This window comes from Loktanella agnita (genome assembly GCF_046640325.1).
Lineage (GTDB): Bacteria > Pseudomonadota > Alphaproteobacteria > Rhodobacterales > Rhodobacteraceae > Yoonia > Yoonia agnita.
Genome location: NZ_JBJMBF010000007.1, coordinates 23,068 through 34,760 on the forward strand (window position 1 = coordinate 23,068; position 11,693 = coordinate 34,760).

At 56.2% G+C, this 11,693-nt stretch carries 11 protein-coding genes and 1 tRNA gene; 5 read left to right on the top strand and 7 right to left on the bottom strand.

What is annotated here, in order from left to right; all coding sequences use genetic code 11:
* Positions 1–56: 56 nt before the first annotated feature.
* Together ACJ5NV_RS09400 and ypfJ are read right to left on the bottom strand one after the other, a co-directional pair.
* Positions 57–142, bottom strand: a tRNA-Leu gene (locus tag ACJ5NV_RS09400).
* A gap of 51 nt (positions 143–193) precedes the next feature.
* Complete coding sequence (ypfJ, locus tag ACJ5NV_RS09405) at positions 194–1,042, bottom strand: KPN_02809 family neutral zinc metallopeptidase (RefSeq protein WP_411643421.1); 849 nt, start codon at positions 1,040–1,042, stop codon at positions 194–196.
* A 111-nt stretch (positions 1,043–1,153) separates the two neighbouring features.
* Between ypfJ and ACJ5NV_RS09410 the strand changes: the two genes are divergently transcribed.
* Positions 1,154–1,732 (top strand): YqaA family protein, encoded by a 579-nt coding sequence (locus tag ACJ5NV_RS09410; RefSeq protein ID WP_411643422.1) that lies wholly within the window; start codon positions 1,154–1,156, stop codon positions 1,730–1,732.
* Positions 1,729–2,205, top strand: a complete 477-nt coding sequence (locus tag ACJ5NV_RS09415; protein ID WP_411643423.1) for a disulfide bond formation protein B — start codon at positions 1,729–1,731, stop codon at positions 2,203–2,205. Before ACJ5NV_RS09410 ends, ACJ5NV_RS09415 begins: the two co-directional genes overlap by 4 nt.
* Here ACJ5NV_RS09415 and ACJ5NV_RS09420 read toward each other — a convergent pair.
* Positions 2,162–2,581 (bottom strand): Lrp/AsnC family transcriptional regulator, encoded by a 420-nt coding sequence (locus ACJ5NV_RS09420; RefSeq protein WP_411643424.1) that lies wholly within the window; start codon positions 2,579–2,581, stop codon positions 2,162–2,164. The genes ACJ5NV_RS09415 and ACJ5NV_RS09420 overlap by 44 nt on opposite strands.
* 86 nt (positions 2,582–2,667) lie before the next feature.
* On the opposite strand from ACJ5NV_RS09420, the gene rocF reads away from it, so the two are divergent.
* The gene (rocF, locus tag ACJ5NV_RS09425; protein WP_411643425.1) at positions 2,668–3,600 is read left to right on the top strand and encodes an arginase; all 933 of its coding nucleotides are present in this window, start codon (positions 2,668–2,670) and stop codon (positions 3,598–3,600) included.
* Positions 3,597–4,643 carry an ornithine cyclodeaminase gene (locus ACJ5NV_RS09430; RefSeq protein WP_411643426.1) on the top strand — a complete coding sequence of 349 codons (1,047 nt, stop codon included), beginning with the start codon at positions 3,597–3,599 and terminating at the stop codon, positions 4,641–4,643. The genes rocF and ACJ5NV_RS09430 overlap by 4 nt, the downstream gene beginning before the upstream one ends.
* 164 nt (positions 4,644–4,807) lie before the next feature.
* Here the strand turns inward: ACJ5NV_RS09430 and ACJ5NV_RS09435 are convergent, their stop codons facing one another.
* The 4 genes from ACJ5NV_RS09435 to ACJ5NV_RS09450 form a co-directional block, all read right to left on the bottom strand.
* The gene (locus ACJ5NV_RS09435; RefSeq protein ID WP_411643427.1) at positions 4,808–6,655 is read right to left on the bottom strand and encodes a GtrA family protein; all 1,848 of its coding nucleotides are present in this window, start codon (positions 6,653–6,655) and stop codon (positions 4,808–4,810) included.
* Complete coding sequence (locus ACJ5NV_RS09440) at positions 6,655–7,392, bottom strand: class I SAM-dependent methyltransferase (RefSeq protein WP_411643428.1); 738 nt, start codon at positions 7,390–7,392, stop codon at positions 6,655–6,657. Before ACJ5NV_RS09440 ends, ACJ5NV_RS09435 begins: the two co-directional genes overlap by 1 nt.
* Positions 7,382–8,368, bottom strand: coding sequence for a glycosyltransferase family 2 protein (locus ACJ5NV_RS09445; protein WP_411643429.1), 987 nt, complete (start codon positions 8,366–8,368; stop codon positions 7,382–7,384). Before ACJ5NV_RS09445 ends, ACJ5NV_RS09440 begins: the two co-directional genes overlap by 11 nt.
* 127 nt (positions 8,369–8,495) lie before the next feature.
* Positions 8,496–8,762, bottom strand: a complete 267-nt coding sequence (locus ACJ5NV_RS09450; protein WP_411643430.1) for an usg protein — start codon at positions 8,760–8,762, stop codon at positions 8,496–8,498.
* Between the two features lie 196 nt (positions 8,763–8,958).
* Here ACJ5NV_RS09450 and gyrA point away from each other — a divergent pair, with 196 nt between their 5' ends.
* The gene (gene gyrA / locus ACJ5NV_RS09455) at positions 8,959–11,688 is read left to right on the top strand and encodes a DNA gyrase subunit A (RefSeq protein WP_411643431.1); all 2,730 of its coding nucleotides are present in this window, start codon (positions 8,959–8,961) and stop codon (positions 11,686–11,688) included.
* Positions 11,689–11,693: the final 5 nt, after the last annotated feature.

Genomic DNA, 11,693 nt, shown 5'->3' on the forward strand with positions numbered 1-11,693 from the left:
AAACATTGGAATATCTGTTGTTTTACTGACAAATGCGCGACAGGCGCTGTCAGTATTGGTGCCGATGGAGAGACTCGAACTCTCACGATGTTGCCATCGGGGGATTTTGAATCCCCTGCGTCTACCATTCCGCCACATCGGCCAGTGCGCACGTCCTAATGCGACCAGCGCGCAGGGTCAATCGCGATTTGTGTCAAAGCTGTGTCGCCGAAAATGTATCGCAGGCGTTCAGATTACCGCTCTCATAACCGCGCGCAAACCAGCGCTGACGTTGTTCGCTTGTACCATGCGTGAATGTATGTGGGCGCACGGTCCGGCCTGCATTGCGCTGCAACGTGTCGTCACCGATTTGTGCCGCCGCATTCATCGCCTCTGCGATATCGCCCTCTTCAAGGCTCCCGAACCTTTGCTGCGCAGCACGCGCCCAGATGCCGGAAAAGCAATCGGCCTGTAATTCGATGCGGACGGACATCGCATTTGAATCTGCCTCGCTCATCCGCGCGCGGGCTTGGTTGACCTGCTCCAGAATGCCCAGCTCATTCTGCACGTGATGGGCAATCTCATGCGCCACAACATAGGCCGCAGCAAAGTCACCCCCTGCCCCAAGACGGCGTTCCAGCGTGACAAAGAAATCGGTATCAAGAAACGCCGCACGCTCTGGCGAACAGTAGAACGGGCCTGTCGCCGCCGAGGCACCACCACAGGCAGATTGCGTCTGCCCTTTGAAAAGCACCAGTTTTGGTTCCTGATAGGTTTCACCCAGTTCGCGCTGAAAGATTTCGCGCCACACTTCTTCTGTATCGGCCAAGGTGACAGACACAAATTGCGCAGCGCGTTCATCTGCTGGCGTTATTTCAGCGGATTGGGAGGACTGGCCCTCGCCCCCAAGATCAACGAATTGGCTGGTGTCGACCCCGAAATACCAACCCGCCAGAAGGAGCAGCAGCCCCGCGACGCCACCAATCCCACCTGCCCGCTTCGCCCCGCCTGCCCGGCGCCGATCGACAATATTACTGCTGCCGCGTCGTCCCTGCCATTTCATGATACATACTCCTGAGCTACGTCATTCATTTTAGGCACACGCACTTTTTGCACAAGCTTGACGCGCCGCACACATCGTGGCCTAACCACCCGAAACTTGGAAAGTTCCCCCATGCTGCGCGGCCTTTATAACTGGACCCTTTCGCTTGCCCGTTCGCCCCATGCGTTATTGGCGCTGGCGATTGTGGCGTTCATTGAATCGTCTTTCTTTCCGATCCCGCCAGATGTGCTGATGATCCCGATGATCATCGCGCGCCCGTCACGGGCCTTTGTGATCGCAGGGGTGGCGACGGTTGCCTCGGTGCTGGGGGGCATATTCGGTTATTACATCGGCTTCGCCCTGATGGAGAGCGTCGGCCAGCCGATCCTCGATTTCTATGGCAAGGGCGAATACTTCGCCGAATTCGCCCTGCGATATAATGAATGGGGTGCATGGGCCGTACTTGTGGCAGGGGTCACCCCCTTCCCTTACAAGGTGATCACCATCGCTTCGGGCGTCACGCAACTGTCATTTCCGGTTTTTATCATTGCGTCGATTATGGCCCGCGCGCTGCGGTTCTTTCTGGTCGCCGTCCTGTTGTGGAAATTCGGTGAACCCATTCGGGATTTCGTTGAAAAGCGGCTGGGTCTGGTTTTCATCGTTTTCTGCGTATTGTTGATCGGCGGCTTCGCAGTATTGGGGGCACTATGACACGTAACATTTTGATTTTAATGGCCGCTGGCGGGTCTGCCGTCTTGCTTGGCGGCGCTTTTATCTTTCAATTGATCGGCTACCCGCCCTGCGCGATGTGCCTGTGGCAGCGCTGGCCCCATGCGGCAGCGATCGTGATTGGGACACTTGCATTATTGATCCCCGGTCGGGTCCTGCCGATTTTTGGCGCGATGGCCGCCGCGATCACCGGTGCCATTGGTGTCTACCACAGCGGTGTTGAACGTGACTGGTGGGAAGGCCCCAGCAGCTGTACCGGCACGGGCGGGTTGGATGGTTTGTCGGGGACGGACTTGCTGGCCATTGAAGGGCCGAAGGTCGTCATGTGCGATCAAGTCAGCTGGGAATTCCTGACTCTGTCCATGGCCAGCTGGAACGCGCTATTCTCTTTCGCGCTGATGGTGCTTTGGTTTATCGCCGCGTCGAAAGCAGCAGGTTCGTCTCGGACCGCGTGACCCCGTCAAGCCGCCGGATAGAGAACAAAACCTGATCAAAACCTTCCAGCGTATCGGTTCCAATCTCGGCGATCAGATCCCATGTGCCGTTGGTGGAATGCACGGCCACCACCTCTGGAATGGCTGACAGCCGTTTCATCACCCGTTCTGCATTGCTTCCGGCTGTTTCGAGCATCATCAATCCGCGCACCGCGTCGGGTCGGATGTCGGACCGTGTGAGCACGGTGAACCCCGCAATTTCCCCGCCCGCAACCAAGCGATCCAGCCGGGCACGCAGGGTGGACCTTGTAACCCCCAGCAGCCCCGCTAGCTCTGACAGCGTCGCACGGCCGTTCCGGCGCAGCGCGGCAATCAGTTGACCGTCCAATTCGTCCATTTTAACCGCCCACTTTGATCAATCTACGCCCATTTTGCACAAAATGCCCGCTTAACCCACCCCCGGTTTTGCGCAAGACTGCAGGCATGACACAAACACATTGCATCCTGATCGGCGCCCCTGTCGACTGCGGCAAGCGACGCCGTGGCTGCCTGATGGGCCCTGACGCCTATCGCACTGCGGGTATCGCCGAAGCCATCACCGCCCTTGGCCACACCGTCGAAGACATCGGCAACCTCATCCCCGCACAGGTCACAGTCTCAGAGCCGACGAACCCGCTGGTTTATGAACTGGCGGAAAATGTCGGCTGGGCCCAAACCCTGATGCAGGCCGCACAAGATAGCGCGCCACGCGGCATGCCGATCTTTATGGGCGGCGACCACGCGCTGGCCGCTGGAACGGTCGCCGGCATGGCTGCGCATGCGCAATCGAAAGGTAGACCATTCTTCGCCCTCTGGCTCGACGCACATAGCGATATCCACACGCCGGACACCACCGATAGCGGCAATCTGCACGGTACACCCGTCGGCTACGTCACCGGGCGCGACGGTTTCGACGCCTACCCACCCCTGCCCGCGCGCGTAGAGCCCGCCAATATCTGCATGATCGGCCTGCGCTCTGTCGATGCGGCAGAGCATGAGATTCTGGCAGGCGGTGACGTAACGCTGGTCGATATGCGACGGATCGACGAAGAAGGGATCAGACTGCCGCTGCAATCGTTCCTTGACCGGGTCGCCGCGGTGGACGGCATGCTACATGTCTCGCTCGACGTGGATTTCCTCGACCCATCCGTCGCCCCGGCGGTCGGCACGACGGTCCCCGGTGGAGCCACAGTGCGCGAGGCGCATTTGGTCATGGAAATGCTGTCAGACAGCGGTTTGGTCACATCACTTGATTTGGTCGAACTGAACCCAATCCTCGATGATCGGGGCAAGACCGCACATCTGATGGTCGACTTGACAGCATCGCTCATGGGCCGCCGCGTCTTTGACCGACCAACAAGAGGGCGTTTTTCATGAGTCTCAAAGCGTCACAACTGGCCATGGTGCCCTTCGTTAGCGTCGATAACATGATGCGGCTTGTGCATCACATCGGCATGGAACGTTTCATGGCGGACCTCGCACAAGAAATTGAGGCCGATTTTGCAAGATGGGAATTATTCGACAAGACACCCCGCGTCGGCAGCCATTCCGAAGTAGGTGTGATCGAACTGATGCCCACGTCCGACGGCGCGCTTTACGGGTTCAAATACGTCAATGGCCACCCCAAGAACATGAAAGAAGGGCTGCAAACCGTTACCGCATTTGGTGTTTTGTCGCAGGTCGATACGGGATATCCAATCCTGTTTTCAGAAATGACTTTGCTGACCGCCCTGCGCACCGCCTCCATGTCCGCCGTCGCAACGAAACACTTGGCCAGTCCCGACGCGAAAACCATGGCGATGATCGGCAATGGCGCGCAGTCGGAATTCCAATGCATTGCGCAAAAGGCGGTGAACGGCGTCGATACAATTCGGCTGTACGACATTGATTCCGCAGCCACCGAAAAATGCATGCGCAACCTGACGGATGCAGGGCTGACGCTGGTCCCCTGCACCACACCAGAGGACGCCATCGAAGGCGCAGGCATCATCACCACCGCCACAGCAGACAAGGACATGCAGACGATCCTGACCGACAACATGGTCGGCAGCGGCGTGCATATCAACGCGATCGGCGGCGACTGCCCCGGCAAAACAGAGCTGCACCGCGACATCGTCGCTCGCTCGACCGTATTCGTGGAATACCCGCCGCAAACACGGATCGAAGGCGAAATTCAGCAAATGGCCCCCGACCATCCGATCACCGAGCTGTGGCAGGTGATCAATGGAACAGCAAAGGGGCGGCAATCAGCCAGTGAGATCACACTTTTTGACGGCGTGGGCTTCGCAATCGAAGATTTCAGCGCCCTGCGCTACGTCCACAGCCGGATCAAAGACACGCCATTCTATATTGACCTTGACCTCATCGCCGATCCCGACGACCCGCGAGACCTGTTCGGAATGGTCAAACGCGCGCAGTAGAAATTTGCATTTCTAGCCGCGCCCATCAAATAACAGTCAATCAAGCTGTCACCGTACGCATATCCTAGATATTCGAACCTGCGTCAGTCGTCACCGGCCCGATGACGCCGTCATCTGATCGGTGATTGGCGCATTACCCGTGGCGATACGAAGAGGCATTCACCTTACTCTCGCAAGACATAGATATCAAAATGCCGGAGTTGATGATCCAATACATATGCGTCCATAATCTGCGCGAATTCGGGCTGTGGTGCCATGAAGCTCCACCAGTCGAAATCCGGATCCTTGATAAAATTTGATGATGTATCGAGCGCAACCACGGCAGGCTGGAAAGCTTTCATATCCGACACAATGTTGTCGCGAGCGATTGTGGCGATCTCTTGCAGGCGATCACATCTTTCAGGCAGTGTTCTGCAATCTGTCTCTATCAACCCATTCACTACGCCAGGAACGTACCACTGCGAAGGCATCCGGCTCGCCCATGGGACGCCCCCCGCAAGTGCAGCAGGAGGTCCGAAAGCGATGTGCTCTGTCAACACTATTAAGGCACCACGCTGTGCGGCAAATGCGCCAAGCTGTTCTGCTGACGGATTTTCGTAACGTCCCCGCGAAAGGCTGACTATCATGCATGTCATGAAGACAACCGCGCCAAGGACGGCGACTTGACTGACTTGATTGGCCTGCGCTAGTAGCCATACCGCCGACAGCGTGATAAATATCAAAAAAGGCAAAAGGTGATAAGGGAACCCCTTATTCTGCAAGACGTAGATCAGCCCACTACCAATCGCAGCGGCGCCGAAAAGCTCGAAGATTTTCGGCGTAGCCTCAGACCGTATCGCCAGCAGCATGAATACCAATAAAGGTGCGGTTATGCGGATATCGAAGCGCCAGATCAGAAGTTCCCAATTTGCATCATAGGCAGCGTATATATGACGCGCGATCGGAACGACCTGTTCGAAATACGCTGAATGAAACGCAAAAACAAACGCGATATAGGACAATCCAGATATCATAAATATCCAGTTCTCGATTTCGACAAGCGGACGTAAGCTTCTGTACGTGACGATTTTCCAAATGGTTAGGCAGACCGGAATCAGTACGAAATATGGCTTAAGAAGAACACCGCAGGAAGCAAACAAAGCCGATCGGACACGCGCTCCCAAACGATGGGGACCGGCCGCTTCGAGCTGGTGTAAAAACCATGGCAACAGAAATATTACGTAAACATGTTCACGCTGCATCAAAAGCCGCTCGGCCGGCACGATGATAGCTATGGCCGCGCCGAAAATAAAGAAGACGCGGCGATTGAACGTTAGCGCGGGGCCGACTGACAGGATCAGCCAACACCAGAGCAAAGACACCCACAGAAACACCGCAAATAGGATGTAGAGCCCGTTCAAAGAACTGATCTCAAGTGCATCGGCAATCAGCAGCGCAGGCACTGTGTAGTAGAAGTTGAGCGGCGGATTCACTTCGATTATATCGACGTATAATTGCGCACCATCCAGCCACTTACGCGTGGCCACAAGATACCAAGTCGTATCTTCGTTGAGTTGACAGCCCCAGAAAACGAACAAAATAATAATCGCAATCGCCATACAGAGAAACGCGCCAATTGCATCCTCTTTTCGCAGGGTTGCGGATTGCGCGTAGACCCAGCCCTTCATCAAGGAAAATGAAAGCGCGGGCACTGCAATCACGACAGCGACCATCGCCAGCCAGAACGGCTGCCCTAGTTCGGACACCACTAGGTGGGTAATCGCCGTGCTGGTCGCCAGGCCGATCAACGCCGCGGCAACAAAACGGGGGAAAAAATCAATCTGTGTCTGTGGTAGCGCAAATGTGACACGGGAGTGCCCTACAAACGAAAAGAAAACCGAGGTTGCAAACCCAGTGAAATTGGCGAATTGCGCACGCATACCAAAAAGCTGGGCACATGTCAGCGCCACCGCCACATGCAAAGCTGTCGCAAGCACACCGACCAGTCCGAAGCGCAGGATTTGACGATACATCAGTCCGGGTCCGCGATGCGTAACACCACGCAAAGCGACAGACCGAACGGTAGGCTGAACCGCCCCACGCAATACCGCTCCGCCGCGAAAACCCGACAAAGCACGGCATTCAGCCAAGGCGCAGGCAGGGCATCATCTGGTGTATCCGAGCGCAGGACAGACTTTGCCGCACGGGTCGCTATTGCTAGTGGAAACAGAAGGCTGTTGAAATAGAATGCGTGTTCAACCTGCATCCCGGCGGCCTCTGCGACCTTTTTCATGCTGGCGCGGGTATAGCGACGGAAATGGTGGTGCGTTTCGTCATGGCGTGACCAAAGTGCCGGAAAGGCCGGCACGGTGACAACGAGAGCGCCACCTTTGGCAAGTCGCCCCTTCAGCGCCATCAATGAATCCCCGTCGGCCTCAACGTGTTCCAGCACATCAAATATGCCGATCACGTCATAACTCTTGCCTTCGAACGGCAGCGCGTCAGGCAAAGCGCCATGGGGAATCTCTAACCCCGAACGCTCTGCCGCCATCGCACGCGCCTGATCGTCAAACTCGAATGCATCAACATGGCCAAATTTCTGCAGAGTATCCAAATTCCCCCCGGACCCACATCCGGCCTCAAGCAGGCTTGCGCCAGGCTTAGGCTGGACAAGCCGCTCGATCACGCGCGCGATGATAACGCGGCGCGCCCGGAACCACCAATGGGACTGTTCCAACTCTGCCATCCGCAGGTAGACATCACGATCCATCTGTCAAGTCACCTTCTGATGCCCGCGCCGAACGCACCACATAAAGTGGCCTTTGCCTGACTTCGAGATAAATTCGGCCAACATATTCACCGATGATCCCAAGAGCGAAAAGATTTAGCCCGCCAAATGTCAGGATGAGAATAACAGTCGACGCATAACCCGGCACATCAACACCGAAGATGAACGTGCGTGCAGCAATAAACACGGAATAGAAGAGCGAAATAAAAGACATTAACACCCCGATATAAGTCCAAATGCGCAGCGGTATGGTCGAAGACGAAAAAATGCCATCCAACCCCAGCTTCCACAGTTTCCAGTAGCTCCAGCAGGTTTCACCCTCTTCGCGGGCTGTGCGTTCATGTGTGACTTCTGCTGTCGTAAATCCCACCCAACTGAACAGCGCCTTATTAAAGCGCGACCGCTCACCCAATCGGCGCAGGACCATGACCACTTCGCGATCAAGCAGACGAAAATCACCGACATTCGTGGGAATCGGATGCTCTGCCAGAAAATTAAACACACGATAGTAGAGCCCTGCACTTACGCGCTTTGCCCAGCTATCCTGATCCCGCCGCGCACGCCGCGCATTCACCACATGTGCCCCGCCAAGCCAAAGACTAATCATCTGCGGGATCAATTCGGGCGGGTCCTGCAGGTCCACATCAATCGGGATTACCGCATCTGCATCCGTCAGGTCAAGACCTGCTGACAGCGCTGCCTCCTTCCCGAAATTCCGGGACAGGTTGACCAGCCGAATAGACGGTGTCTCTCGTGCAAGGTCTGCAATTACCATTTCGGTAGCATCGGTACTGCCGTCATTCACGAAACATATCTCAAACTGGATACGATCAGACAGATCGGCAAGCACAGAATCGACACGCTTCAGAAAGGGTGTGACCGCCGATTCTTCATTAAAGACGGGTACGATCAGCGTGACCACTTTTCTCGATCCGGAAGTATTCCCGGTCAAATTCATTTCTTCAACCTATACAATGTGGACGCTTGCCCCAAGTTCCTCCGTTGAAGTGATTGTGCGTTAACAATTTGTCAAGAATGCGATGACTGTTGGCAGTTTTAATGCAAAGCCATGATGCCGCGAGACATCAGTGATAATGAAACTCACCTATCACATTGCGCCATTCACCGGGGCTGATTAATTTCCGATGCACAAAGCGGACAGAATGCAGCGGTCCGTCTAATTTATCCTGCCAAAAGCCGATGAATTCCAGCAGCCTGTCATGGTCCGGCGCGCGGTCATAATCTTGCCAGACAAAGGTGTTCAGCACATGGGGATAGTCGGGCATGTGATAGAACATCTCCGCCGTGGTCAGGCCGTAGCCGTGCAACATCATTTCGGTCTCTGACTGCATCTTATCCCTCAGCTTTTCTTGAGCTTATAGAGAAATGATTGCAAAGACATAAACTTTGTCAACAAAAACAGTATGTTATCAGCCGCCAAACCCGGCTGCCAATCCCGCATCGGATCGCCCATTGCACCCCATATCAAGTGTCTGATATGATGCCCAAAACCAGATGTAGCAGTACTCGTAAAGACAGGCGGTCCACGTGAACGATACCCCGGAAACACCTGAAAACGAAGACGAATTGCCGCCTCAGCGCCCAGCATACGATGGGCCTGCCGTAACCATCGAGCATGAGCTGAAAACCAGCTACCTCGACTACGCGATGAGCGTCATCGTCTCCCGTGCCATTCCAGATCTGCGTGACGGGTTGAAACCTGTTCACCGGAGAATCCTCTATGGGATGCAGGAAGCGGGCAACACGCACGACAAATCCTACCGTAAATCGGCGCGCTCTGTCGGCGATGTGATGGGGAAATACCATCCACACGGCGACAGTGCGATTTATGATGCGCTGGTGCGTATGGCGCAGGATTTCTCCATGTCGCTGCCGCTTTTGGATGGTCAGGGGAACTTCGGCTCCATGGATGGCGATAAGGCCGCGGCCATGCGCTACACAGAGGTGCGGATGGACAAGCCCGCAGCCTTTCTGCTGGCCGATATCGACAAAGACACGGTCGATTTTCAGGACAACTACGATGGCAAGGACCGCGAACCCACCGTTCTGCCCGCCCGTTTTCCCAACATGCTCGTCAACGGCGCAGGCGGGATCGCGGTTGGCATGGCCACCAATATTCCACCCCATAACTTGGGCGAGGTTATCGACGCCACGCTGGCCTTGATCGACGATCCGGACATGTCCTCTGAGGCACTGATCGAATACATCCCTGCCCCGGATTTCCCCACCGGCGGGATCATTCTGGGACGTGCTGGCGCACGCAAAGCCTATCTGGAAGGCCGCGGTTCCGTCGTGATCCGTGCCCGCACCCATGTGGAGGAAATCCGCAAAGACCGCTACGCTATCGTCATTGATGAAATCCCCTATCAGGTGAATAAAGCGTCAATGATCGACCGCATCGCCGAGGCCGCCCGCGACAAGCGGATCGAAGGCATCGCCCATGTGCAAGACGAATCCGACCGCGACGGCGTGCGTGTGGTGGTCGAGCTTAAACGCGATGCAACGGCAGAGGTGGTGCTGAACCAGCTCTTCCGTTTCACCCCGATGCAAACCTATTTTGGTTGTAACATGCTGGCGCTGAATGGCGGCAAGCCCGAACAGCTGACCCTGCGTGCCTTCCTGACATCCTTCGTGGATTTCCGCGAAGACGTGATCGCGCGGCGGACAGCCTTTGAATTGCGCAAGGCGCGTGAACGGTCACATATCCTTTGCGGTCTGGCTGTAGCTGTCACCAATATTGACGAGGTCGTCGCGACCATCCGGTCCTCTGCCGATGCGGCCACGGCCCGTGAAAAGCTGATGACGCGGCGCTGGCCTGCGGAATCGATCCTTGAATATATCAAGCTGATTGATGATCCGACCCATACCGCCAATGAGGACGGCACTTATAACCTGTCCGAAACCCAGGCCCGCGCGATTTTGGAATTGCGCTTGCAGCGCCTGACGCAAATCGGCGTCAAAGAAGTCACTGACGAACTGCAAGAGCTGGCCGCCAAGATCCGGGAATATCTGGAAATTTTGGGCAGCCGTGAACGTATCTTGCAAATCATCCGCGATGAGCTGACCGAGGTCAAAGGACTCTTCGCTGTCCCCCGTCGCACTGAAATTGTGGACTGGTCCGGCGACATGGAAGACGAAGACCTGATCGAACAGGAAGACATGGTCGTCACCGTGACCTCAGGCGGGTATATCAAACGCACCGCATTGGCCGACTTCCGCGCGCAACGGCGGGGCGGCAAGGGTCTGTCCTCGATGGCCACCAAAGAAGAAGACGTGGTCACCACGCTTTTCGTGGCCAATACCCATACGCAGCTTTTGTTCTTCACCACCGATGGCATGGTCTACAAGCTCAAGACATGGCGCTTGCCACTTGGCAGCCGAACAGCCAAAGGCAAGGCGATCGTGAACATCCTGCCGATCCCCACGGGGGTCTCCATTGCAGCGATCATGCCCGTTGACCGACCAGAGGATGAATGGGACGATCTGCAAGTTGTCTTTGCGACCTCTGCCGGAACTGTGCGCCGTAACAAGCTGTCAGACTTCACAAATGTCATGCGTAACGGCAAGATCGCGATGAAGTTCGAAGGCGAGCATGAAGGCACCACACTGATCAATGCGCGGATCGCATCTCATGAAGACGACGTGATGCTGGTCACCGATTCCGGGCGCGCCATCCGCTTCCCTGCCACCGATGTGCGGGTGTTCAATTCACGCTCTTCTGTTGGGGTGCGCGGCATCCGGCTGCAAGGCGATGACAAGGTCGTTTCAATGTCGATCATCCGCCACTTCCGGGCCGAGGCCGAGGAGCGTGCAGCCTATCTGAAAATGCGCCGTGCCATGGCCGGGCTGACAGATGAAGCCGAAAACGAAGATGAGGAAGGCGTTGCACCCGGCGCGATCAGTCAGGAACGCTATGCGGAAATGTCTGCGGCTGAAAACCTGATCCTGACCATCACTGCCAAAGGCTCGGGCAAGCTGTCCTCCAGCCACGACTACCCCGTGCGCGGGCGTGGCGGCATGGGCGTGGCGGCAATGGACAAGGCGATGCGGGGCGGGCCGCTGGTCACCTCTTTCCCCGTCGATCTGTCGGATCAAATCATGCTTGTGACTTCAACCGGGCAATCCATCCGGGTGCCCGTGGATGGGATCAGTTTCCGGTCACGGGGCGCTGGCGGCGTGAAGGTTTTCAACACTGGCAAGGGTGAAACCGTGGTGAGTGTTGCGTGGATTGCGGACCAAGGAGACGAGGAGGAATAGGCGCG

What these genes read in the sequence shown, in the direction of transcription:
- ypfJ (WP_411643421.1), bottom strand. Translation starts at nt 1,042, where the DNA reads ATGAAATGGCAGGGACGACGCGGCAGCAGTAATATTGTCGATCGGCGC.
- ACJ5NV_RS09410 (WP_411643422.1), top strand. Translation starts at nt 1,154, where the DNA reads ATGCTGCGCGGCCTTTATAACTGGACCCTTTCGCTTGCCCGTTCGCCC.
- ACJ5NV_RS09415 (WP_411643423.1), top strand. Translation starts at nt 1,729, where the DNA reads ATGACACGTAACATTTTGATTTTAATGGCCGCTGGCGGGTCTGCCGTC.
- ACJ5NV_RS09420 (WP_411643424.1), bottom strand. Translation starts at nt 2,581, where the DNA reads ATGGACGAATTGGACGGTCAACTGATTGCCGCGCTGCGCCGGAACGGC.
- rocF (WP_411643425.1), top strand. Translation starts at nt 2,668, where the DNA reads ATGACACAAACACATTGCATCCTGATCGGCGCCCCTGTCGACTGCGGC.
- ACJ5NV_RS09430 (WP_411643426.1), top strand. Translation starts at nt 3,597, where the DNA reads ATGAGTCTCAAAGCGTCACAACTGGCCATGGTGCCCTTCGTTAGCGTC.
- ACJ5NV_RS09435 (WP_411643427.1), bottom strand. Translation starts at nt 6,655, where the DNA reads ATGTATCGTCAAATCCTGCGCTTCGGACTGGTCGGTGTGCTTGCGACA.
- ACJ5NV_RS09440 (WP_411643428.1), bottom strand. Translation starts at nt 7,392, where the DNA reads ATGGATCGTGATGTCTACCTGCGGATGGCAGAGTTGGAACAGTCCCAT.
- ACJ5NV_RS09445 (WP_411643429.1), bottom strand. Translation starts at nt 8,368, where the DNA reads ATGAATTTGACCGGGAATACTTCCGGATCGAGAAAAGTGGTCACGCTG.
- ACJ5NV_RS09450 (WP_411643430.1), bottom strand. Translation starts at nt 8,762, where the DNA reads ATGCAGTCAGAGACCGAAATGATGTTGCACGGCTACGGCCTGACCACG.